The sequence below is a fragment of the Campylobacter sp. B0100352/1 genome (assembly GCF_020135855.1).
In the GTDB taxonomy this organism is placed as follows: Bacteria; Campylobacterota; Campylobacteria; order Campylobacterales; family Campylobacteraceae; genus Campylobacter_D; species Campylobacter_D taeniopygiae.
This window is the reverse complement of record NZ_JACHTP010000008.1, coordinates 1-22,909: the sequence shown is the minus strand read 5'-3', so window position 1 is coordinate 22,909 and position 22,909 is coordinate 1. Positions and strand designations below refer to the sequence as shown.

The window sequence follows — 22,909 nt, the reverse complement described above, 5'->3', positions numbered from 1 at the left end:
AATAAAAAATTTTAAGGAAAATAATGAAAAAAATTTTTATATTTTTTTTAATTGCTGTAGTTAAAATTTGGGCTATTGATCTTGATTTTAACACCTACTCAAGCGATTTTACTCAGCTAGTTAAATCCAAAAATTCAACGCTTCGTTATAGCGGACATTTTATCATAAGCAAAGATAAAGCATTTTGGGAATATACCACACCCAATAAAAAAGAAATTTATATCAATAAAAATCGAGTTGCGATCATAGAACATGATTTAGAACAAGTGATCTTTTCAAAACTCGATAACATACCTAATCTTAATCAAATTTTTAAAAATGCTAAACAAATTTCAAAAAATAAACTTTTAGCAAAATATGAAAAGATTGATTACACTCTTATTTTAGATCAAGATAAAATTCAGTCTATTTCTTATAAAGATGAATTTGAAAATGACGTAACAATAACCTTAAGCAATCAAATCAAAAATCCTAAAATTGATCCTAAAATTTTTGAATTTAAAATTCCAAAAAATTACGACATCGTTCAATAAGAAATTATTGAACGTGGCTTAAATTATTATCTAATTTCAAATCAAAACCCATATCTGAATTTTCTTTAGAAATATTATTGCTTGCATTTTTTTCTTTAAAAATTTGTGGTGGATTTTTGATCAAATCTTGTTTGATTTTTTCCTCAAGTTCTGAAGGATTGATCTTAGGAATATTAAGAGAATCAGGACTGATCTCACCATCATCTTTTTTATCTTCATTGCCATCGCCAAAAAGTTGCCCTATTTGCTTTGCTTCAGGTATATTAGGAATGCTGATATTATTTGGAGTTTTAACCTGTGGAACTTCAGGAACGCTTAAATTTTCCAAAACTTTTTTCACTTCATCGCTTGTATTATTTTTTTTAGCTTCTGCACTCTCTAAAAATCTTTTAAATTCTTCTAAATCAAATTTTTCAACACCGCTTAAAGATAAAATATAAATATCATCAATATTCATTTTATATTTTTTCTCTATAAATTTTTTCAAAACTTTTTTAAAATTATCCTTGCCAATTTCAGTAAAGATATCCTCATAGAAAAAGCCAGAAATAACGGTATTGATAGAATCAATAAGCTTAAGTTCATTTTCTTTTAAATTTTCTCCTTCAAAATCCAAAGAAATTTCAATCTTTTTTAAAACATTAGCGCCGCTTTTAGAATACAAATCTGTTCTTAACTTAGATATTTCAAGACTTTGTGCATTTAAATTTAAACATAAAAAAATACAAAAAAATACCTTTTTCATTATTTTTCCTTAATGGCTTATATTTTCTAATTCTAGATCAAAAAACAAATGATTTTTGTAAAAATCAATCACATTAACATCAAATTTTAAAATATTTTCAAAATAATTTTCAAATTTTACACCCTTAGTGTAATAAATTTTTAAAGTATCAGGATTGATCGCTCTTGATAATGCCACATAAAGTTGTCCATTTTCAAAAATATGATCTATATCGCAAACTAATTTTTCAATACTCATGCCTTGAGATTTATGTATGGTAATAGCATAGGCTAATTTTATAGGAAATTGACTCACACTTGCTAGAGTATTGATAATTAGCTCCCCATTATTTTGCTCGATTTCCTCCATAAAAAAAACATAAGGTTCAAGCATGATATTAATCCCATTATTTTTTACGATACTGATATAAATTTTATCTTCATCATAGATAATATCTTCAATCACTCCTTGCTCTCCATTATAATAATTTTTATCCCAATTATTGATACAAAAAATAACGCGAGCTCCGATTTTAATCTTAAGTTCCTCTAAGATATTTAAACTCTTAATCCAATTTTGCAATTTATCATCTTCTAGTTCTTTATTTTCTTTTTGAATTTTAGCCTTAAAACTTACCAAAGGAGTTGTTAAACGATCAAGTTTATTTTCATTGATTTCATTAGCTTTTTTATTAATCCCACAAAGCAAAGTATAATCATCTTCTAATTTTTCTAGTTCCTTTGTATCAATGCACATTTGCTTAAATTGCTCGATGATATTCTCATTTAAAAAACCTTGTCTTATTAAAGATAAATTTTTATAAAATTCTAAATTTTGAGTTCTTTTAGGCTGCGAGAGTTTAACATTTTTAAAATTTAAGTCTTTCCAAAAAAAAGAAGAAAAAGCATAGCAAGAATTTAAAAAAAGAGTCTCTTTTTTTTCTCTAATCACAGGGGGTAATTGAAAAAAATCCCCTACGACTAAAATTTTTCCATCGAACCTTGAATTTTTGATTCTAAAACCTATCATTTCAAAAATATTAGCACTCACCATGGAAATTTCATCGATAATAATAAGATTAATTTTTTTTAAATTCTCATTTAATTTAGCAATTTTTTCTTTTTGTTTGCGATCAAAAACACTAAGCGCCATCATATCTTCACAATAACCCAAACAAAAAAAACTATGCAGGGTAACGCCGCCTATATTAAAAGCAGAAAGCGCGCTAGAACCTAAAGCGACTACAAATTTACCTTGTTTTCTATAAGATTTCATTAGATTATTGGTTAAAAAGCTCTTTCCAACCCCAGCACCACCGCTTAGAAAAACATTGTCATTGGCTAAAATTTTTTCTAGTTTATCAAGCATTATATTTCCTTAGCTTTAATTATAACGATTTTTTGTAAAAGGTTGATTATGCGATATATTTTAGTTTTTTCTCTATTGTTTTTTACAGCTTGCTCCTTTAAAAACCCTACAAATCATTTTAAAGAAAATAAAACAAATTCACATTATGCTAAATTGGAATTTGAACAAAGTGTTGATATATTGCCAAAATTTAATCAAAACATCAATTTTAACGCCAAAGATTATAAAAAAATATTTTTTAAACCTTGGCATTCTTCTTTTAAAAACTATAAAAATCAAAATTTATTTTGGGCTTTTCCTATTTATCTTAACCCAAAAAATAAATATTATTTTTTTAACAAACAAGAAATTCCTATCTCTTGGTTTGAAAAACAAATCGATAATGCAAATATAAAAAATATAGGCAAGTTAAATCAAAAAGCTTTAATCATACAAAATACCCTACTTAAAAATATCCCTACCCAAAAAGCAATACTTAAAAATCCTTTTTTAGAAAATGAAGGATTTCCATTTGATTACGCAAATGATGCGATTTTAAATATCGCTACGCCTGTTTTAATCTCTCATTATACAAAAGATAAACGATACGCTTTTGTATTGAGTGAAACTGGAGTTGGCTTTGTAGAAAGTCAAAATTTAGAGACATTTTCCAACTCTAGAGCGAAAATTTATGAGAAACTCCACTTTATAACGCCACTCAAAGAAAAAGAAGCGGTTTTTAGCGAAGATCATCATTTTTTCTTTGAGACTAGAATCGGTGCTATTTATCCGTATTATAAACAAGATAAAAAATATTTTTATGGAAAGATTGGCTCTAAAAAATATAAAATTTTAAAAAAGGATGTTGCTAAATTTCCTTTAAAACTAAATGACGCTAATTTAAAAAATCAATTAAATCAAATGCTTGGTTTGCCTTATGGTTGGGGTGGATATAATTTAGAAAGGGATTGTTCTTTATTTACTCGTGATGTATTTTCAGCTTTTGGGCTTTATTTACCAAGAAATTCAGGTGCGCAAAAAAATGCTTTTTATCATTTTGATATTAGCATGTTAAACAATAATCAAAAAAAGGATTTTTTAAATCGATTTGGAAAAGCTTATACAACCTTGCTCTACATCCCAGGACACATTATGCTTTATGCTGGAAAAATTACGGATAATAACATAGTAATACATAATATATGGGGGCTTAGAAAAGGAAAAACTCAAAGACTTATTATAGGAGAAAGCGCAATCACTTCTTTAGAGATAGGAAAAAAAGAAATTCTTGAAAAAAATTTATTACTTTCAAGGCTTAAAGAGGTAAGCTTTATCAGTTTAAGTCAAAAAGAAATCGATGAGATAAATAAGTATTTAGCCAAAGATTTATCTAATCGATAAATCTTTTATTTAAATCATGAAAATATTCTATACGTCTATCCCTTAAAAATGGCCACCAACGCCTTACATTTTCACTTCTTGTTTTATCGATCTCTATAACCTTAACACATTCGTTTTCATTATCTAACAAGCAAAGCTCTTCTCCTTGAGGGCCAAAAATAAAAGAATTTCCCCAAAATCTTATTCCATCCTCTACTCCACTTGCGTCTTTTTCAAATCCAACACGATTAATCGCAGCCACAAATAAACCATTAGCAATAGCATGTCCTTTTTGAACTCCCAGCCAAGCACCAAGTTGCTTTTGCTTTTCTTCTTCCTCATCCTTATCAAACCATCCAATAGCCGTAGGATAAATAAGAATTTCAGCCCCTTGTAAAGCCATCAATCTTGCGGCTTCAGGATACCATTGATCCCAGCAAATCAATACTCCAAGCTTGCCTACACTCGTTTGAATTGGTTTAAAACCTAAATCACCTGGCGTAAAATAAAATTTTTCATAAAAGCAAGGATCATCGGGTATATGCATTTTTCGGTATTTTCCAGCTATACTGCCATCTTTTTCAAAAACAACGGCTGTGTTATGATAAAGTCCCGCGCTACGTTTTTCAAACAATGAGGTTAATAAAACTATATTATGCTTTTTAGCTACACTTGACCAAAACTCAATATCTTTTTCATAATCATTTGCATAATCAAAATAAGCAACATTTTCACTTTGGCAAAAATATTCACTTTGATGAAGTTCTCCTAAACATACAAGCTCAGCTCCCTTTTTTGCCGCTTCTTCTATGAATTCGCAAGTTTTTTGTATTGTTTGTTTTTTATTGGAATGAAATTTTTGTTGCACAAGAGCTATTTTCATTGTCTTTGCCTTTCTTGTTCTTGATCATCATAAGGATCTAGATGAATTTGTATATCCCATTTTTCATCTTTAAACATCAAACGCACATTATTTTCAATCTCATCTGAAATTTTGTGCGCATTTAAAAGCGAAATTATAGGACAAAAAACCAAATGCACACTTAAATAATTACAATTTGGCGTTCTTCTCGTTTTTAATTCATGGTAAGAAATAATCTCTGGATGCTTAGAAATTAAAGTACAAATTTGATCAACTTGTTCTTTTGGTAAGGCTTGATCCATTAAAAAAGATAAAGCTTTTTTAATGATTTTAAAAGCAGAAAAAGCCGTATAAAGACTGATTACTATCCCAAAAATAGCATCGATAATATATAAATTTGTAAAATAAATCAGCACCAAAGCAATTAAGGTGCAAATATTGGTTAAAAAATCACTCCTATAATGTAAGGCATCACTTTCAATGATTAAACTTTTTGTTTTTTTTGCCACATAATTTAAAAAAAGAATAAGAAAAAAGGTTACAATAATGGCAAAAATCATTACAAAGATACTTGAATTTAAATCAATGATTTCTTTTTTGTAATAAATTTTTAAAATACTTTCATAAAAGATAAAAATACCCACACCTACGATAAAACCACCCTCAAGAAGCCCCATTAAAGCTTCGATTTTGGAAAAGCCAAAATTATAATTTTCATTTGCCCTTTGTGCACTCTTTTTTAAAGCCAAAAAATTAAACGCAGAAATTGCAAAATCCATTAAAGAATCAATCGCACTTGAAAGCACTGCAACCGATCCACTCATTAAGCCAACTACAAATTTAACACAAGCTAAACCAAGAGCACAAACACTTGCAATGATAGTGGCTTTTTTTTGCAAACTCATCTTAAGCCCTTGAAACGATTTTGACAAGAACAATGCAAAGAGCCATTTTGACGCACAAATACTCTCGCATCTATGCCTACAATCTTTCGATCAGGCAAAGCCTTAGAAAGCCTTTCAATTACGATATTATCATTATCATCTTTATACAATGGAACGATTAAAGCGTTATTGACAAAAACAAAGTTTGCATAAGTAGCACCCATTCTACGATTATCATAAAAAAAAGGCTTAGGCAATGGTAATGGCAATAAATTAAATCCTGTTTTTTCAAGCTCTTCTTGCATTTTCTTTAAAGGTAAAAAATGTTCATCTTTTTCATCTTCACAAACGCAATGTGCTATCGTATTTTTATTGATAAATCGAGCCAAAATATCCACATGAGAATCCGTATCATCTCCTTTAATAAAACCATTTTCTAGCCAAATAATATGTTTTAATCCAAAAATTTCTTTTAATTTTTGATCGATTTGGGTTTTATCAAGATGGGAATTTCTATTTGCATTTAAAAGGCAATTTGTCGTCGTAAGCATAGTGCCATCGCCATTAAAATCAATACTTCCACCCTCTAAGACCATATCGATTTTTTCAAGTTTTTCTTTAAATTTTATATTAAAAAGTTTAGAATTTACAGCATTGTCTAATTCGCTTTGAAATTTATTTCCCCAAGCATTGAAGGTAAAATCAAGAGCTTGCAAACGATCATCCTTTAAAATATCTATAGGACCAAAATCCCTTATCCATGTATCGTTTGTATCACATTTAAAAAATTCAACGTTTTTTATATCCTTAAAAGGGATAAAATCTTGATCTTGCGGAGCAATCAATAAAACTTTTTGAAATTGACTCACTACTCTTACAAATTCTTGATAGCTTTTTAAAATTTCATCCAAATAAGGCTTCCAATCCGTTTTTTCATGTGGTAAAGAAAGGATTAAATATTCTTGCTCACTCCATTCTGGAATTGATTTTATCATTATATACCCTTATTGATTAAAAAATTTAATTGTGTTTTTGAAATAAATTTAAGAAAGTAGCCCAAAAAAGGGCTAAAAATTATTTAAAAAAGATTTTCATTTTGCCGTTATTTAAAACGAGTTTGCCATTTTCATTTGAAATTTTAAAAGTTCCATTGAAATTAGAAAGAAAGGAATTTTCAAAATTCATAACATCCATAGGATGGCAAAGCATTTGAGTTGATGCAGCACGATCTCCGTTGATTTTTATAGCATCGCCATTATTAGTGTATGATCCAAAAAAGCGATTGCAACCTGCATAACCGTAAAATTTATCTTTATCAAAGCTAATATTTGGAGTTTCTTCAGCATTCTTAGGATCAAATGTTTTTCCATCAACAACTATTTTTTCTATTTTTAATTGCTGATTTTGCACTAATTTATTTTGAGTGTTTGCATCAGAAGATACTGAAGTACTTGCACAACCAGCAAAACAAGCAGCTGCTAAAGTCATTTGTAAAGTTTTTTTCATCTTTTATCCTTTAAATTTGAAATTGCTTTAATTCATTATCAAGATTATGACATACTATTTTTAACTCATCAGCAACTTGAAGTAAAATTTTTGAAATTTCTTCATTTTTTTCACTCGCCTCAACATTTTCTTCCATTCTCATTAACAAATCTTGTATATTTTCTTGACTTACTTTTATTTTTTGGCTGCATTGATGCACAAGATTTTTCGCATCTTGATTGCAAAATTTAACCTCATTTGCACTATTGGCTAATAAATTAGTATCTTCATTTAAAGAATAAATTTTTTGAGAATTATCCTTAAGCTCATTAGCCACTTTTTCTATGCTGATTAATAATTCTTTTGTGATAACCGCGACACTATTTAAAAATTCTTCACTGTTATTCGCAAGCAATCTTATATCTTCAGCAATAACAGAAAATCCTTTGCCATAAACCCCAGCTCTTGCAGATTCTATACTCGCATTTAAAGATAAAAGATTTGTTTTATCAGCAATTTCATTCATCATCTGGGTGGCTTTTTGTATATTTTTTGCTTGTTCAACCATATCTGAAATTTTCTTAGCCAAACTGTTTTCACTTTCAGCAAGATCTGTAACTTTTTGTGCCACTGAAAATAACGACTTAAGCATTTGTTCTAATAACTCATAAGATTTATCATTTGCAGTATTTGCATCACTTGATAAATTAGCTAATTCTCTTAAATCAGAACCTATATTATTTCCAAGATGAAAACTTGAATCAATTTTTTTGTGATTTAATTCCGTAATTTCATTTAAAGAAGTTGCATTTGAATTTAAAAGAACACTTTGATGTTCCACATTTTTAGAACTCAAACTCGCTTCACTTACAGCTTTATGAGTTTTTTCGATAAATTGATTGATATATCCACAAGCAGTTGCGATTTCATCATGCCCTTTAATACGGATTCGTGCTTTTAAATTTCCACTGCCTTGAGCCAACTCTCTAGCATGGTTTAAAAGTTCCAAAACAGGACGTCCTACAACGATCTTTAGTATAAAAAGCACAACAGCTAAAGTGAGTATTAAAGCAATTGTAAAAATCACTATATAGGTTTGGCTTGTTTTTGAGATATCTTTTTCTACACTTTCTAAAGAATGATATACATCCATAACCCCTATCACACTGCCTTCTTTTACATTTGCATGACAGGCTATACATGTTTTATTTGCAACCAAAGGACGAATAAGCCTTAAATGATCTACTCCATTAATATTTTGCTCTAAGGAAACCAAACTAGGATTAGAAAATTGACTTAAAATAATATTTTCATTAGAAATCAAAGGCTTCTTAATATCAAAAAGTTCTATTGTTTCTTTTGATGGATAAATTTTTATATCGCTAATCCCTTCAATACTCTTAGCATCATTAATTGCTTCTTTTATTTTATCTGGATCACCCAAATTCATAGCCATTCTCATGGTTTGAAAAACTAAATTACTGACCGTATTAAGATTTTCTTTACTGATTTGATTGGCTGTATTTTTAAAATCAAAACTAACGATAATTTGCATTATCACAAAACTAAACAATAAAACAATAAAAATTGCCGAAGAAACTTTAAATCCAATGGTTTTAAACATTTTAAATTGCTTTCATAAATAAAATACTATAAACCATTGTACTTAAAATTATTTAAACTAAATTAAATAATATTTTAATTTTCAATAAATTTAATGTAAAAAATGTCTCACTCCGGTAAAATAAAGAGCCATAGCGTATTCATCCGCAGCTTTTATCACTTCATCATCCCTTATACTTCCACCAGGTTCAACTATAGCTTTAACTCCAACTTTACTTGCTTCATCTATGCTATCTCTAAATGGAAAGAAAGCTTCACTTGCCAAAACACAACCTTGTAAATCAAGTCCCATTTCATTAGCCTTAGCAATGGCTGCTTTTGCTGCATCAATTCTGCTCGTCATTCCCATACCTATAGCCACCATAGCTCCATTTTTAACATAAACGACATTATTTGATTTTGTAAATGCAGCAATTTTCATGGCAATTTCTAAATCTTGAAGTTCTTCCCTACTTGCTTCTCTTTTTGAAACAAGCTTGGCATTTTTAAGTTCATCATTGCCTACTTCATCGCTATTTTGATACACAAATCCACCATCGATATGTTTAAAATCATACGCATCAAAACTACGCACTAAATAAGGATTTTCTTGAGTGAAAATTTTAATACGTTTTTTACCCTCAAATACTTCCAAAGCCTCTTTACTTACATTCGCAGCGATTATCACTTCAACATAAATTTCATTTATTTTTTCAGCCAAAGTTTTATCAAGTGTTCCATTGATCGCAACCACTCCACCATAAGCACTTACATTATCACATTTTAATGCGCTAATATAGCTTTGCAAAAGATTTTCTTTGATTGCAAAACCACAAGGATTTCCATGTTTTACTATTGTAACTGCTGGAGAATCGCCAAAACTACTGGCTAAATTTAAAGCCGCATTAATATCAGTAAGATTGTTAAAACTAGCTTCACCTTTAAGGGCTTTGAAATTGGTACTAAAGAAAGAATCAAACTCATATAAAGCACCTTTTTGATGAGGATTTTCCCCATATTTAGTATCAAAAACCTTTCGTCCTACTATAAATTTACTTGATCCAAAACCCCCATTAAAACGTTCATTCATATAGTTTGCTATATAAGAGTCATAATTTGCCGTATGTTCATAAGCTTTTATCATTAAATTTAAACGGAATTTTTCATCATTTTTTCCACTTTTTAAAGCCTCAATCACCTCTTCATAATCAAGCGGATTACAAATCACCATCACATCTTTATAATTTTTTGCCGCAGATCTGATCATCGCAGGTCCGCCTATATCGATATTTTCTATGATTTCATCAAAGTCATCACTCATAATAGTAGTCTTTTTAAAAGGATACAAATTCACACACACTAAATCAATACCTAAAATTCCATTTTCTTTGGCTTGTTTAACATGATTTTCATCATTTCTTTTATGTAAAATTCCCCCATGAATTTTAGGATGCAAGGTTTTTACTCGCCCTTCAAAAAGCTCAGGACTTTTTGTAAAATCACTCACTTCTACAACTTTTATCCCATTTTCTTTTAAAATTTTAAAAGTTCCACCCGTTGAAAGAAGCTCAAAACCTAAATTTTCAAGCTCTTTAGCAAATTCTACTATACCTTCTTTATCGCTAACACTAAGTAATGCTCTCATTTTATTCCTTTTAATTATTTATCTTGTAATAGCCATATCAGTTTTATCACAATATGTTCTATCTAAAGTACAGGCCAGATTAAGGCATTTTCCACCTTCAGAGAGATTATATTCTCCACCCTTGCCAAATACATAAAAAATTCCTAAATTATAGCAAAATTTTGCCATATCACCTTTATTAATATCTGGAATATCATTATAACCACTGCAGGCTTTATAGTAAAATTTATGTGCTTTTTTATAATCTCGCTCTACTCCTAATCCTTTTGTATATAAAACACCTAAATTGCCACAAGCAATATAATTATTACCATTACAAGCTTTGGTATAAAATTCAACAGCTTTTTCATAATCTTGTTTTACACCTAGTCCTTTTGCATATAAAAAACCTAAATCATTGCACATAGGATAAACATTACCCTTGCAAGCTTTGGTGTAAAATTGACTTGCTTTTTTATAATCTTGTTTTGTGCCTAATCCTTTTACATATAAAATACCTAAATTACCACAAGAGGTATAAATATCATTATTGCAAGCTTTGGTGTAAAATTGACTTGCTTTTTTATAGCTTTGTTTTACACCTAGCCCATTTGCATATAAAACTCCTAAATTATTACAAGCATCATAAACATTACCATTACAAGCTTTGGCATAAAATTGACTTGCTTTTTTATAATCTTGTTCTACATCTACATACTGATATAACATACCTAAACTATAACAAGCATCATAAACATTACCATTACAAGCTTTGGTATAAAGCTTAGAAAGTACTTTATAATCCACTTCCATATCTACTTTTTTATATTGAGATAACATACCTAAATTATAACAGGCAGAATAATTGTTAGCATTACAGGCTTTAGTATAAAATTCACTTGCTTTTTCATAATCTTGTTTTACACCTAATCCACCTTCATAAAAAACGCCTAAATTATAACAGGCAGAATAATTGTTAGCATTACAGGCTTTAGTATAAAGTTCATAAGCTTTTTTATAATTTTGTTCTACGCCTAGCCCATTTGCATAAATAAAAGCTAAACCATAACAAGATCCATAAATATTATTATTATCGCAAGCTTTTTCCCAAAACATTTTGGCCTTAGAATAATCCCGATTTACACCTCTACTATACATATAAGCAGTTCCTAAATTATTACAAGCATCATAAATATTATTATCACAAGCTTTGGTATAAAACTCAACAGCTTTTTTATAATCTTGTTTTACACCCAGTCCATTTGTATATAAAACTCCTAAATCATAACAAGCGTCATAAACATTACCCTTACAAGCTTTGGCATAAAGCTTGTAAATTGTTTTGTATTTTTGTTTTACACTTACTTTTTTATCCTTATATAGTTTAGCTAAATAGTAACAAGCACCATAAACATTGCCATTACAAGCTTTGATATAAAATTGACTTGCTTTTTCATAGCTTTGTTTTACTACACCTAGTCCTTGAATGTAAAAAGTACCTAAATAGAAACAAGCAGGATAATAATTATTTTTGCAAAGACCAGTCCATATTTCATAAGCTTTTTGATAATCTCCTTTTTTATAACACAAAGAACCTAAATTAAAACATTCTTTATTGCTTTTACACTCTTCTTTTGCTGCTAAAATTCCTAAAAATATAAACAAAAACAAACAAACTTTTTTCACTTTAACTCCTTAAAGATTACCTTTCTAAATACTTTTTAATTTTTTCATAAGCTTCGTTTATTTTTTGGAATTTTTCTACCCCTTTTTTGATTTCTTCTTCACTAACATTGTTTGCATTTAAAATATCAGGATGGTATTTTTTCGCTAAATTTCGGTATTGTTTTTTTACAGCACTGATATCAGCATTTTTTGGTAATTCTAAAATTTCAAAAGCCTCATCTAGACTTATTTGTTGTTTAGAAGTATTTAAATTTGAAAAATTATTGATAAAATTCTCTAACTCATTCTGACTTATATCAAAAGCCTGTGCAATTTGTCCTAAAATTTCTTTCTTTTTAGGGCTAAATTCTGCATCAATAAAAGCCATAAAAACAAGCACTCTAAGCACATTAAAACGCTCACTTTTTGGCAAAGGAACTTCTCTTAAAAAATCTTTTGCAACCTCAAAAGCATCATTTAAATTTTCTTTGTGCTCATTAAAACTTGCTTTTAAAAATTCTCTTTCTCGCCTATCTTTTGCATTTGCATCTAAAATTTGGGTGATCATATCAGCTTCATCTTGACTGATTCTGCCGTCACTTTTTGCAATTTTTGCCAAAAGTGCAATCACATAATAATTCATCCGTCTTTTAATTTCATCCATTCTTTCTTCAACTACTCCACGCATAAAGCCTTTTGCAAAACCTTTAACACCGCGTGCAGTAGAATTAAAAAAATCTTGTTTTTCCCAAGTTTTATAATACCAATAAAAAACCAAGATAACTAAAATGATTAAAATTAAACTCATTGAATTTGCTCTTTAAAACTTTCAAAATAAAGATTTTCAAGCTCTTTTTTACTTAAATTAATTTCATCGAGTCTAAAACAATCCTCATCGGTACTTACGCCTAATTTGTGAGCTTTTATCTTAAACTCTTGAATTAATTGCAAAAATTGCTCTTCACATGTTTCATCAACGCCTACTATAACACGACTAAAGCTTTCATCAAAAATCATTTTTTTATCGCTAAAACCACTTTTTAAAATCGCACCTTTTTTAGAAATAGCACACATTTTTGCCAAAGTTATAGCAATACCGCCAACTCCTACACTATTTGCACATTCAAGCAAGGATTCTTGATTTGCTTTATAAAGAAAATCCCAAAGCATTAATTCTGCTTTATAATCTATATTTTTAAGATTTCCTGCTACTTTTTTATCTTGAATTTTCATCACTAAAGAACCGGCAAAATGACCTAAAGTTTCTCCTAGAAGATAGATTCTAATTCCAGCCTTATCAAAATTTGCTTTTAGAACGCGATTAGAATTTTCTAAAACGCCAACATTTACAATCGTAGGACTTGGATAAATACTCACCCCTTCTGTTTCATTATATAAAGAGACATTACCGCTAACCACTGGAGTATTTAATTCTTTACAAGCTTCCTTAATGCCTTCACATCCTTGTGCAAATTGCCACATCACTTCAGGATTTTGCGGATTTCCATAATTTAAACAATCGCTAATCGCTAAAGGCTTAGCTCCCGTACAAGCTACTTTTCTTCCAGCACTTGCCACAGCAGCACTTGCGCCTACTTTTGGATCAATATAATTTAAACGAGAATTGCATTCTATAGCCATTGCTATTGCTGCATTGTTTTCTTTTACGCGTATAACACTCGCACCTAATTTTCCATCGGCTTTAATTGTATTGGTTTGTACGCTTGAATCAAATTGATCATAAACAAAAGCTTTATCATTAACATTTTCATTTTTTATCATCTGAATAAATAAGTCTTGTACATCATTTTTTAATTCAAATTGATAATCTTTAATGCTATCTAGATATTTTGGCTTACTTATTGGACGATCTAAAATAGGTGCTTTTTCACTTAAAGGCTCAATAGGTATCATTCCTACAAGCTCATTATTCCAAAAAAGCTCCATATTTCCCGTATCTGTCACTTCACCAATCACAACAGCATCTAAATCCCATTTTTTAAAAATTTCTATAACTTGATTTTCGCAACCTTTTTTTGCACAAATAAGCATTCTTTCTTGAGATTCACTAAGCATCAATTCATAAGGCGTCATACCACTTTCACGCATAGGAGTTTTTTCAAGATAAAGCTTCATTCCACTTCCGCTTCGTCCTGCCATTTCAAAAGAACTTGAAGTAAGTCCAGCAGCTCCCATATCTTGAATTCCTACAATCAAATCACTTTTAAAAAGCTCTAAACACGCCTCCATTAAAAGTTTTTCACTGAAAGGATCTCCTATTTGTACTGTTGGTCTTAAACTTTTATTTTGCTCATTAAAGCTATCGCTAGCCATAACAGCACCACCAAGCCCATCTCTACCCGTTTTTGATCCTACATAAATTACAGGATTTCCTACCCCTTCAGCTTTAGCATAAAAAATATCTTCTTTTTTGCAAATCCCTAATGCAAATGCATTGACTAAAATATTTCCATTAAAACATTCATCAAAAGAACATTCTCCACCTATGGTTGGAACACCCATACAATTTCCATAATGAGAAATTCCACTTACAACACCTTTTACAAGATATTTTTGATGATTTCCATATTTTTCATCATAAATATTTCCAAATTTTAAAGAATTAAGTCCAGCAACAACTCTTGCACCCATAGTAAAAACATCGCGTAAAATTCCACCTACTCCAGTTGCCGCCCCAGCAAAAGGTTCAATAAAGCTAGGATGATTATGACTTTCAACCTTAAAAACCGCTGCCATATCTTGACCAATATCAATTACCCCTGCATTTTCACCAGGACCTTGAATTACCCAAGGCGCTTTGGTTGGAAAACCATTAAGGTATTTTTTACTTGATTTGTAAGAGCAATGCTCACTCCACATAGCAGAAATAACACCTAATTCAAGTAAATTAGGTTCTCGTCCAAGAATTTCTAAAATTTGATCATATTCTTCATCGCTGATTTTATGTGCTTTTATAATTTCTTTATCCATTTTATTACCTTTCATTTTCCTAAACAAAAATTACTAAACATTTCATCTAAAATTTCATCTCTTTCAAAATCTTTAGTAAATTTAGAAAGTTCGCCTATTGCCAAATTTAATTCAAATGCAAAAAGCTCTAGAGAATTTTCTTTTAAAAGATCTTTTGCTCTTGATATAGCCTCACTTGCAATTTTGCAAGAATTAATTAACTCCAAAGAACTTACCATAGTATCTTCAGCATCAAAAGAATTGAGATATTTTTCCAATTCCTCTTTAAGCAAATTAATATCATTTTGGGCGCTAAGTTTTATAAAATCTATATTTTGACTATTTTCAAAAACCTCACACAAATCAGTTTTGTTTAAAATCCAAAATACCTTTTTATCGCTATCTTGCAATAAATTATAAATTTCTAAATCTTCTTTATCTTCTTTTCTAGAAGAATCAAAAACAGCCAAAATGATATCCGCATCTTTTAAACTTTTTTTACTTAACTCTACACCTATTTGTTCTATTTTATCTTTACTTTCTCTAATGCCTGCTGTATCGATAATGCGAAGCAAATAAGAACCTAATTTAAAATTTTCCTCTATGGTATCACGAGTTGTCCCTGCTATATCTGAAACTATGGCTCTTTTATAAGAAAGTAAAGCATTTAAAAGAGAAGATTTTCCAACATTTGGTTTGCCTACTATAGCTATTTTAAAACCTTCTATAAGTCCTTTTTTGCTTTGAGAAATCGTATAAATTTCTCTTAAAATTTTAGCATTATCTTGACACATAAGGCTAATTTGCTCTAATAAATCGGGTGGCAAATCATCATCAGCATAATCAATACTTGTTTCTACAAAAGCCAAAGTTTTAACCAAATCGGTGCGAATTTTTTCTAAAAGGTCTCCTAAATCACCTCGCATATTTCTTGCGATAACTTTAGCTGCAAGAGCAGATTTTGAAACGATTAAATCTTGTATGTTTAAAGCCTTTAAAGGAGTCATTTTTCCATTTAAACATGCTCTTTTGCTAAATTCTCCAGCTTGAGCTAATCTAGCTCCTAAATTTACAAGCTCATCAAGCAAAATCTCACTCACGCTAAAACCACCGTGAATTTGAAATTCCACTATATCTTCACCTGTAAAACTAAAAGGCGCTTTAAAATATATAATTATAGCCTCATCTAAAAATTCATCTTTGTGATTATAAAGCTTGGTAAAAGTAGCATAACGCGGAATTAATTCTTTTTTTTTGCTTATTTTTGATGCAATTTCTAAAGCTCTTTCACCGCTTAATCTTACAATAGAAATCGAACCTATTCCGTGCGCTGTTGCAATTGCTACTATAGTATCATTCATCTTTTTTTAAAAAATCATTTATAACTATAAATCTTTGATTATTATTTTGCTTAATGCCCACATACTTATGCGGAAATTCACTTCTTAGTCTTTCTAAAGCAATCTTAATTAAAACACCATCCAATGGCTTTGTTTGACCACTTCCATAAAGTCTAATTTTTTCAACAACGCTTTGAAGATAACCTTGCATACCTTGAATTTGATCCTCTAAAAAATGAGATATTTCAAGACGCACTAAAAGATTATATCTCGCATTAATCCAGCTATGTAAAAGATAAGAAATAGCTTTATAGCGATGAGCTTCTTTTCCTATAAGCAAAGCAGCATCTTCGCCATCTAAATGGATAAAGACGCTTTCTTCATTATACATTTTTAATTCTTTTAAGGCAATATCAAAACAAGTGGAATTAAGCAATTTTTCAAGCTGAATCTTAATTTCATCTAAAATATTTTGGATATTTCTAGTGTCTTTGCTTTCGCGATGAAAACTATCAAAAATCTTATCGTTTTTAACGATATAATTTTCTTTAGGTTTTATGTTTTCTATTGTAATGCTTTCTTTATTTTCTTCTATTTTTTCACAAAAATTTTTTTCATGGATTTTATTTGTTTGGAAATTCTTTTTTGTGTTTTTCTTAAATTGTTTTTTTTTGCTTTCAACCTCGATAATAATATTTTTACAACCAAAACCCAAAAAACCTTTTTTTGGGAGTTGTATAATAGTATATTCTAGATCAACAACAGAACAATCTAAACTTTTAGAAGCTTCAATCAATGCTTCTTCAAGATCTTTAGCTTCAACTCTCATTTTTTGCACTCCATTTTATTTTTTATGATGTTCTTTAGCAAAAATTTTATTAATAATCAGTTGCTGAATAAAAGAACAAAGATTGTTAATAAACCAATAAAGAGTAAGTCCTGCAGGGAAAGTCACAAAAAAGAAAGTAAATACCACAGGTAAAAATTTCATAATCTTAGCCTGCATAGGATCTTGAATTGTCATCGGTGTAACAAGTTGTTGTACAAACATTGTTGCTCCCATTAAAATCGGAAGAACAAAATAAGGATCCATAATCGATAAGTCATGTATCCAAAATATCCAAGGTGCAGCTTTTAACTCAATAGCATTTAATAACACGCGATAAATTGCAAAGAAAATTGGAATTTGTAAAAGTATAGGCAAACATCCACTCATAGGATTTGCACCGTGTTTTTTATAAAGTTCCATCATATGAACATTCATTTTTTGAGGATCGCCCTTATAACGCTCTCTTAGCTCTTTCATTTTTGGAGCTAAATCTTTTAATTTATTCATAGAAATCATAGATTTGTAGGTTAAAGGGAATAAAATAAGACGGATGATTAGCACCATTACAACTATAGACCAACCCCAATTTCCTATGTGATTGTGCAAGAAATTTAAAAATACAAACATAGGCTTTGCAATAAAAGTAAACCAGCCGTATTCAACTACAGCTTCAAGACGAGGATCTATACTTCTTAATATTGCATGCTCTTTTGATCCTATATAACCCCCCGCTTCAAATTTATTATCACTAGAGGCAAAAACTAAAGGATTTTCATGAGTATCTTTTCCTATGGTTACACTTAAAGGTTTTTCAAAATTGTAAAAAAATGTAGCATAATATCTATCAAAAGCCGATGTCATCCAGATATTTTGCATATTCTCTTCTTTATCCACTTTTCCATCTTCAAAAGTATGGATGGTTTCTTTATCATCCATAGCTAATGCTCCATGCACTGTGTAAGTATCAACCGCTATATCAGGGCGAGAACCTGGGCTTATAAAATAATGGCTATTTTTATTAAGACTAACTTCAATTTTATAATTTCCCAAAGGATAAAAAGTGATATTTTTTTCAACAATCAAACCAGAAGAAAGTTTTTGAGTAAGTTTTATAGCTTTGCTACCATTTTCATCCACAAAAAGCTCTTTACAATCTGTACTATAAGGAGTTTTAAAAGCCTCAGCATTTATAGTTTCATCACTAAAACGCATCTCCAAAGGATAAGGAAAGCTATTTTTAGGAATCAAATTGATAAATTCGCCATTTTCATTTTGATATTTTTTATCTTTAAGATAAAAACTTGCAATTCTACCCAAAGCATCAATTTTAGCCTCAAAATGATCGCTTTTAATATCAGCTATAATCTGATTTTGTAAAGCATTCTCTTGAATTTCTACAGGTTGAGCGTTATGTTTTGGTGCGTTAAATTGTGAATTAGTTTCAACTTTTGTGATATTTTGATTTAATTTAGGAGGATTTTTTGGTATAAAAAAATAATCATACACAATAAAAAATAAAAAAGAAAGCACTACGGCTAAAAGTATGCGTTTTTGTTGAAAAAAATTATTTGTATTATTCACTAGCTTATCCTTTTAAATATAATTTTGACAAAATAAAAAGTTCTATCATTATAGGGTATATAAAAATAGCAAAGTTTTTTTTGAGATAAAAAAATTGGTTTAAAACAAAAATTGTAAGGAGTTATTTTTTTTCTAATTTTTGGATAATCAAACCCACCTTTAAAAAAAGGATTACATCTTAAAATTCTCATAAGAGTGAAATAAAAAGCTGAAAAAAAATCTTTTTTTTGGAATTGCCAATAAGCATATTCTGAACAAGAAGGATAAAATCTACATACAGAAGGCTTAAGTGGGCTTAAAAATTTTTGATAAATCATTAACAATTTTAAACACGCTATTTTAAACATTGTAGCTTCTTTAAACCCCATTTTAAGCTTCTCTCTAATTTAGAAAAAGAAAATTGAGTGATTTCATTTTTCGCAACAAAAATATATTTTCCATTATAAATTTCTGTTTCAATTTGAGAAAACAAAGCTCTTAAGATACGCTTGGAGCGATTTCTAATCACTGCTTTTCCAACTTTTTTACTTGCAACAACTGCCATTTTTTGCTCATCGCATTTGAGATAAAAAATAATAATGCCATCACAATACCATTTTTTTCCCAATTTATATACAGCTGAAAATTCTTCATTTTTGCTGATTTTTTCAAAAAATTTCACACAGCGAGTCTTTTTCTACCTTTAGCACGTCTTGCATTGATCACTTTGCGACCATTTTTACTTTTCATTCTAACACGAAATCCGTGAGTACGTTTTCTTGGAGTACCATGTGGTTGATAAGTTCTTTTCATTTTAAATTTTCCTTAATTTTATTTTTGAAAATAAAGAATAAAAGCGAATTCTACCTTAATCTTACTTATAAATTGCTTTTATAGTTAAGATTAATTTTTTTTTGCTAAATTTTTAAAAAAATCAGTATTTTTAATTTTATAGATAATTTTTAAGTTTGCAGTCAATGATAAGAAGTTTATATTATTTAAAAGCTATGGGATATAATTTTACAGACAATAAGCCTCATAAGATTTTATCAAAAATAAAAAATTTTGAAGACTTAAGATCAAATGTACAAAAATGCAATCTATGTCATTTTTCAAAATTCCGTCGTTTTACGCTAATGGAAAATCAATTAAAACCAGTTAATTTAATGATTTTAGATACTTTTGGACAAAAGATTGAAAATGAAAATGGTTGCATTCTAGAATCAAAAAAAGGTAAAACATTGCAAAGTTATATTTATAATATCTTAGGGCTTAAAAAAGAGCAATTTTATTTTTCATATCTTTTTAAATGTTTTTCTAATGGAAAATTTGATGATTTTTCGCTACAATCTTGCTTACCATTTTTTTGGAATGAAGTAGAATTACTTCAACCTAAATTCATCCTTTGCTTGGGAGAATATGCTTTTAATAGCTTGGGTTTTTCCGATTTTAATGCTTTAAGAGGAGAAATTTTTACTCATAAAGATTTCTTTTTTATGGCTAGTTTTGAACTTGAATTTATAGAAAAAAATCCAAGTTATGAAAAAAAATTTATAGAAGATCTAAAAAAAATTAAAGGATTTTTATGAAAAAAATATTATTAATTTTGGGATTATGTTTTTGCTTTCTTGTAGCTAGAGAACAACGATTAGTAGATATACCGCCTTCTGAGAATTTTTATCCCAATCTAAGCACTCAAGAATGTGGGATAAACTGTCTTTTTGACCTATTAGAATCTAGACTTTACCTTAGTTTTTTAAGTGAATTTAGCGATCAAAAAGATCAATTTTTATCCAATGTTTATGCAAAACTTTTAAATTCTATTACAGATTTTGATCAAGCTGTACAAAAAATTACAGCAGTTAAATTGGCCATTATTATTCCTGAAAAAACAATTAAAAGCTATTCTAACACTATTGTAAATTCTAGCATTGCCTATCTTTTAAGACAAAGAGCAGATATTAAAGTTAAAGTATTTTTAATAGGCACAGAAGATGAAAACAAAATACACCAAACTCTTGATCAAATAGAAGCTCAAGGTTATCAATATGTTATTGCAGCTTTTACTCTAAAGGGTGCTTACGCTCTTAAAGATTATTCTAAGAATATGAAGATATTTATCCCAACTCTTCATAAAAATTTTGCCTCTAATTTAAATCAAAATATAATTTTTGGTAGCATAGATTATGATGCTCAAATTATGGCTCTTTTACAAAAAGCTAACTCCAATATAGCAATTTTTGGAGATAATTCTATTTTATCAGATAACCTAAATACACGTATATTACTCAATAGTAAAAATCAAAATGCAAGAATTTATAAAATTGATGGAGAAAAACTTGATTTTTATAAATTACTAAGATCTCAAGGAAGTTTAAATCAAGCTTCTATTTTTTTTAATACACCTTTAGTAAAAACAGCGCTTACAAGCTCTCAATTACGTGTTTATAATATACATCCTTATATATTATTATCCACTCAAATAAACTATAATCCTGCATTTTTAAATCTTACTCAAGAAGCTGATAGAAAAAATTTTATTATTGCAAATTCTATTAATAATCATGACGATAATTTATCTTATTTGAATGAAATTTTTAACCAAAATATAGATTACAATTGGGTAGCTTACGCAACAAGCATAGGAACTGATTATTTTTATACCAATTTTTTAAATCAAGAAAGCAAAAGTATTTTTGATGAAAAAATTGAAGACTCGCAGGTTTTATACAAAGTCCATCTGATGCAAAGCGTCAAATCAAATTTTGAAGAATTAAAATAATTCTTCAAAAAGTTTTTTAATTTCTGGTTCCATTCTGGCAGGTTTTTCTTTTTTTATATAAGCAAGAGTTCCATTTAATTTAAAAATCCTATCTTTATCCTTGTAAATTTCTTGCAAAATTTCCACAGAAGCATTTTTAATTTCTAAAATTTTTGTTTCAACTTCTATTATATCTCCAAGTTTAGCAGGTTTTATAAAATTACAATTTGCTTTTGTAAGCAAAAAATGGCCATTAGTAGCATCAAATATCAAAGCTTTTTTAGAAAATAAAACTTCACTTCTAGCTCTTTCGCAAAATTTTAAATAATTGCTATGATAGACCACTCCGCCAGCATCCGTATCTTCGTAATAAACTCTTATCTTCATCCTAGTCCTTTTTTATATCTAAGTTTTTATTTTACCCTTAAATTTATCAAGAAAGGTGAAAAAGTAAATTTCTTATTCAAATATAAAGCCTTAATATTATTTTGCGCTAAAGCTTCTAAAATCTCTATAAGTTCAAACTTATTTAAAACTTTAAAATCATTGAGAAGTTTTAAATAAAGATCTAAACTCATTCTAGAATCTAAGTCTGTATTGACTTGAAGTTCTCTAAGATTTTTCTTACTTATATAAAAACGTTGATCCTTAAAATAAAAATAAGATTCTAAATTCTTATCTTTTAGTAAAAAATTATAAAAACTCATAAGACTTTCTTTATTGTTTAAATCTAAAAAATTAAGATAAAAATTCTTTTCTTCTAAAGCCAATTTTAAATCATTTAAAGTATGAAAAGTATTAAAACTTTCATCGTTTTTTAAAGCATAAACGATATTTTTATGTTCTTGTTTTTGAGTGATGGTGTATTGTAATAAAGGATTTTTATAATGTGTATCGCTATTGATTAAAACATTAATATAAAAAGCATCTTGAGTCTTTTTAATTAATTGAAGTAAAGACATAAGCACAGAAGGGATATAAAAAGAATTGATATCTAAATTTAGATACTTATTGTAAGTATTTACATAAGTTAATTCTTGATTAAAAACTAAAGGCTGTTCTTTTAAATTAAAAAGCATTGTTCCGCCTAATCCTACCAAACCTAGATTTTTTAAATTTTCTAAAGCTTTTCTTTTTTCTAAATCAATTTGAAGTATTTTTTGCATTGTTTTTCCTTTCTTTAAATATATTCTTTACTCTTTAATCCCATGTTCTTTAGCATAAGCTCTTATCTTAGCTCTAAGTTCTTCGGGGAAGTTAGCCCTATATATAGCAGGGATTCTAGGATCAAGCTTAGCATCAAGGTCTCCTTTTTTGTAAATAAATTCCAATCTTTCAGGTGT

At 28.9% G+C, this 22,909-nt stretch carries 23 protein-coding genes; 4 read left to right on the top strand and 19 right to left on the bottom strand.

What is annotated here, in order from left to right; all coding sequences use genetic code 11:
* The first annotated feature begins 23 nt into the window (after nucleotides 1-23).
* Nucleotides 24-533 carry a LolA-like outer membrane lipoprotein chaperone gene (lolA, locus tag H2279_RS03635; RefSeq protein WP_337195630.1) on the top strand — a complete coding sequence of 170 codons (510 nt, stop codon included), beginning with the start codon at nucleotides 24-26 and terminating at the stop codon, nucleotides 531-533.
* Between the two features lie 4 nt (nucleotides 534-537).
* Here lolA and H2279_RS03630 read toward each other — a convergent pair whose 3' ends face one another.
* Both H2279_RS03630 and H2279_RS03625 read right to left on the bottom strand, forming a co-directional pair.
* The gene (locus tag H2279_RS03630; RefSeq protein ID WP_337195629.1) at nucleotides 538-1,278 is read right to left on the bottom strand and encodes a hypothetical protein; all 741 of its coding nucleotides are present in this window, start codon (nucleotides 1,276-1,278) and stop codon (nucleotides 538-540) included.
* A 9-nt stretch (nucleotides 1,279-1,287) separates the two neighbouring features.
* Nucleotides 1,288-2,625, bottom strand: coding sequence for an ATP-dependent DNA helicase (locus H2279_RS03625; RefSeq protein WP_337195628.1), 1,338 nt, complete (start codon nucleotides 2,623-2,625; stop codon nucleotides 1,288-1,290).
* A gap of 48 nt (nucleotides 2,626-2,673) precedes the next feature.
* On the opposite strand from H2279_RS03625, the gene H2279_RS03620 reads away from it, so the two are divergent.
* The gene (locus H2279_RS03620) at nucleotides 2,674-4,005 is read left to right on the top strand and encodes an SH3 domain-containing C40 family peptidase (protein ID WP_337195627.1); all 1,332 of its coding nucleotides are present in this window, start codon (nucleotides 2,674-2,676) and stop codon (nucleotides 4,003-4,005) included.
* Here H2279_RS03620 and H2279_RS03615 read toward each other — a convergent pair.
* From H2279_RS03615 to rpmH, 15 genes are all read right to left on the bottom strand, one after another.
* Complete coding sequence (locus H2279_RS03615) at nucleotides 3,995-4,867, bottom strand: N-carbamoylputrescine amidohydrolase (RefSeq protein ID WP_337195626.1); 873 nt, start codon at nucleotides 4,865-4,867, stop codon at nucleotides 3,995-3,997. The genes H2279_RS03620 and H2279_RS03615 overlap by 11 nt on opposite strands.
* Entirely contained in the window at nucleotides 4,864-5,751 is an 888-nt protein-coding gene (locus tag H2279_RS03610; RefSeq protein ID WP_137623707.1) for a cation diffusion facilitator family transporter, read from the bottom strand. Before H2279_RS03610 ends, H2279_RS03615 begins: the two co-directional genes overlap by 4 nt.
* On the bottom strand, nucleotides 5,748-6,725 hold the full coding sequence (locus H2279_RS03605; RefSeq protein ID WP_337195625.1) for an agmatine deiminase family protein: 978 nt from the start codon (nucleotides 6,723-6,725) through the stop codon (nucleotides 5,748-5,750). The genes H2279_RS03610 and H2279_RS03605 overlap by 4 nt, the downstream gene beginning before the upstream one ends.
* Nucleotides 6,726-6,804: 79 nt before the next feature.
* Nucleotides 6,805-7,236 (bottom strand): META domain-containing protein, encoded by a 432-nt coding sequence (locus tag H2279_RS03600; RefSeq protein WP_337195624.1) that lies wholly within the window; start codon nucleotides 7,234-7,236, stop codon nucleotides 6,805-6,807.
* Between the two features lie 10 nt (nucleotides 7,237-7,246).
* Nucleotides 7,247-8,839: a methyl-accepting chemotaxis protein gene (locus tag H2279_RS03595; protein ID WP_337195623.1), complete on the bottom strand. Its 1,593-nt coding sequence runs from the start codon at nucleotides 8,837-8,839 to the stop codon at nucleotides 7,247-7,249.
* Between the two features lie 90 nt (nucleotides 8,840-8,929).
* Nucleotides 8,930-10,462, bottom strand: a complete 1,533-nt coding sequence (gene purH, locus H2279_RS03590; RefSeq protein ID WP_337195622.1) for a bifunctional phosphoribosylaminoimidazolecarboxamide formyltransferase/IMP cyclohydrolase — start codon at nucleotides 10,460-10,462, stop codon at nucleotides 8,930-8,932.
* Between the two features lie 18 nt (nucleotides 10,463-10,480).
* Nucleotides 10,481-12,127: a tetratricopeptide repeat protein gene (locus H2279_RS03585; protein WP_337195621.1), complete on the bottom strand. Its 1,647-nt coding sequence runs from the start codon at nucleotides 12,125-12,127 to the stop codon at nucleotides 10,481-10,483.
* 16 nt (nucleotides 12,128-12,143) lie between these two features.
* On the bottom strand, nucleotides 12,144-12,914 hold the full coding sequence (locus H2279_RS03580) for a DnaJ family molecular chaperone (RefSeq protein ID WP_337195620.1): 771 nt from the start codon (nucleotides 12,912-12,914) through the stop codon (nucleotides 12,144-12,146).
* Nucleotides 12,911-15,097: a phosphoribosylformylglycinamidine synthase subunit PurL gene (gene purL, locus H2279_RS03575; RefSeq protein WP_337195619.1), complete on the bottom strand. Its 2,187-nt coding sequence runs from the start codon at nucleotides 15,095-15,097 to the stop codon at nucleotides 12,911-12,913. Before purL ends, H2279_RS03580 begins: the two co-directional genes overlap by 4 nt.
* 11 nt (nucleotides 15,098-15,108) lie before the next feature.
* Nucleotides 15,109-16,437: a tRNA uridine-5-carboxymethylaminomethyl(34) synthesis GTPase MnmE gene (gene mnmE, locus H2279_RS03570; RefSeq protein ID WP_337195618.1), complete on the bottom strand. Its 1,329-nt coding sequence runs from the start codon at nucleotides 16,435-16,437 to the stop codon at nucleotides 15,109-15,111.
* Nucleotides 16,430-17,245: a Jag N-terminal domain-containing protein gene (locus H2279_RS03565; RefSeq protein ID WP_337195617.1), complete on the bottom strand. Its 816-nt coding sequence runs from the start codon at nucleotides 17,243-17,245 to the stop codon at nucleotides 16,430-16,432. Before H2279_RS03565 ends, mnmE begins: the two co-directional genes overlap by 8 nt.
* Nucleotides 17,246-17,260: 15 nt before the next feature.
* The gene (gene yidC, locus H2279_RS03560) at nucleotides 17,261-18,826 is read right to left on the bottom strand and encodes a membrane protein insertase YidC (protein WP_137623717.1); all 1,566 of its coding nucleotides are present in this window, start codon (nucleotides 18,824-18,826) and stop codon (nucleotides 17,261-17,263) included.
* On the bottom strand, nucleotides 18,826-19,173 hold the full coding sequence (yidD, locus tag H2279_RS03555) for a membrane protein insertion efficiency factor YidD (RefSeq protein ID WP_137623718.1): 348 nt from the start codon (nucleotides 19,171-19,173) through the stop codon (nucleotides 18,826-18,828). Before yidD ends, yidC begins: the two co-directional genes overlap by 1 nt.
* Nucleotides 19,161-19,487: a ribonuclease P protein component gene (gene rnpA, locus H2279_RS03550; protein WP_137623719.1), complete on the bottom strand. Its 327-nt coding sequence runs from the start codon at nucleotides 19,485-19,487 to the stop codon at nucleotides 19,161-19,163. The genes yidD and rnpA overlap by 13 nt, the downstream gene beginning before the upstream one ends.
* A complete protein-coding gene (gene rpmH, locus H2279_RS03545) occupies nucleotides 19,484-19,618 on the bottom strand; it encodes a 50S ribosomal protein L34 (protein WP_087723277.1) in 135 nt (44 codons plus the stop codon). The genes rnpA and rpmH overlap by 4 nt, the downstream gene beginning before the upstream one ends.
* Before the next feature lie 164 nt (nucleotides 19,619-19,782).
* Between rpmH and H2279_RS03540 the strand changes: the two genes are divergently transcribed.
* Entirely contained in the window at nucleotides 19,783-20,394 is a 612-nt protein-coding gene (locus tag H2279_RS03540) for a uracil-DNA glycosylase family protein (RefSeq protein WP_337195616.1), read from the top strand.
* Nucleotides 20,391-21,587 carry a hypothetical protein gene (locus H2279_RS03535; RefSeq protein WP_171000077.1) on the top strand — a complete coding sequence of 399 codons (1,197 nt, stop codon included), beginning with the start codon at nucleotides 20,391-20,393 and terminating at the stop codon, nucleotides 21,585-21,587. The genes H2279_RS03540 and H2279_RS03535 overlap by 4 nt, the downstream gene beginning before the upstream one ends.
* On the opposite strand, the gene H2279_RS03530 is transcribed toward H2279_RS03535, so the two are convergent.
* A complete protein-coding gene (locus H2279_RS03530; RefSeq protein ID WP_137623720.1) occupies nucleotides 21,579-21,953 on the bottom strand; it encodes a YbgC/FadM family acyl-CoA thioesterase in 375 nt (124 codons plus the stop codon). The genes H2279_RS03535 and H2279_RS03530 overlap by 9 nt on opposite strands.
* Nucleotides 21,954-21,979: 26 nt before the next feature.
* A complete protein-coding gene (locus H2279_RS03525) occupies nucleotides 21,980-22,732 on the bottom strand; it encodes a hypothetical protein (RefSeq protein ID WP_337195615.1) in 753 nt (250 codons plus the stop codon).
* Between the last annotated feature and the right edge of the window lie 177 nt (nucleotides 22,733-22,909).

Bases quoted from the DNA above. Each gene is read 5' to 3' on its own strand.
- lolA (WP_337195630.1), top strand. From the start codon at position 24: ATGAAAAAAATTTTTATATTTTTTTTAATTGCTGTAGTTAAAATTTGG.
- H2279_RS03630 (WP_337195629.1), bottom strand. From the start codon at position 1,278: ATGAAAAAGGTATTTTTTTGTATTTTTTTATGTTTAAATTTAAATGCA.
- H2279_RS03625 (WP_337195628.1), bottom strand. From the start codon at position 2,625: ATGCTTGATAAACTAGAAAAAATTTTAGCCAATGACAATGTTTTTCTA.
- H2279_RS03620 (WP_337195627.1), top strand. From the start codon at position 2,674: ATGCGATATATTTTAGTTTTTTCTCTATTGTTTTTTACAGCTTGCTCC.
- H2279_RS03615 (WP_337195626.1), bottom strand. From the start codon at position 4,867: ATGAAAATAGCTCTTGTGCAACAAAAATTTCATTCCAATAAAAAACAA.
- H2279_RS03610 (WP_137623707.1), bottom strand. From the start codon at position 5,751: ATGAGTTTGCAAAAAAAAGCCACTATCATTGCAAGTGTTTGTGCTCTT.
- H2279_RS03605 (WP_337195625.1), bottom strand. From the start codon at position 6,725: ATGATAAAATCAATTCCAGAATGGAGTGAGCAAGAATATTTAATCCTT.
- H2279_RS03600 (WP_337195624.1), bottom strand. From the start codon at position 7,236: ATGAAAAAAACTTTACAAATGACTTTAGCAGCTGCTTGTTTTGCTGGT.
- H2279_RS03595 (WP_337195623.1), bottom strand. From the start codon at position 8,839: ATGTTTAAAACCATTGGATTTAAAGTTTCTTCGGCAATTTTTATTGTT.
- purH (WP_337195622.1), bottom strand. From the start codon at position 10,462: ATGAGAGCATTACTTAGTGTTAGCGATAAAGAAGGTATAGTAGAATTT.
- H2279_RS03580 (WP_337195620.1), bottom strand. From the start codon at position 12,914: ATGAGTTTAATTTTAATCATTTTAGTTATCTTGGTTTTTTATTGGTAT.
- purL (WP_337195619.1), bottom strand. From the start codon at position 15,097: ATGGATAAAGAAATTATAAAAGCACATAAAATCAGCGATGAAGAATAT.
- mnmE (WP_337195618.1), bottom strand. From the start codon at position 16,437: ATGAATGATACTATAGTAGCAATTGCAACAGCGCACGGAATAGGTTCG.
- H2279_RS03565 (WP_337195617.1), bottom strand. From the start codon at position 17,245: ATGAGAGTTGAAGCTAAAGATCTTGAAGAAGCATTGATTGAAGCTTCT.
- yidD (WP_137623718.1), bottom strand. From the start codon at position 19,173: ATGTTTAAAATAGCGTGTTTAAAATTGTTAATGATTTATCAAAAATTT.
- rpmH (WP_087723277.1), bottom strand. From the start codon at position 19,618: ATGAAAAGAACTTATCAACCACATGGTACTCCAAGAAAACGTACTCAC.
- H2279_RS03540 (WP_337195616.1), top strand. From the start codon at position 19,783: ATGATAAGAAGTTTATATTATTTAAAAGCTATGGGATATAATTTTACA.
- H2279_RS03535 (WP_171000077.1), top strand. From the start codon at position 20,391: ATGAAAAAAATATTATTAATTTTGGGATTATGTTTTTGCTTTCTTGTA.
- H2279_RS03530 (WP_137623720.1), bottom strand. From the start codon at position 21,953: ATGAAGATAAGAGTTTATTACGAAGATACGGATGCTGGCGGAGTGGTC.
- H2279_RS03525 (WP_337195615.1), bottom strand. From the start codon at position 22,732: ATGCAAAAAATACTTCAAATTGATTTAGAAAAAAGAAAAGCTTTAGAA.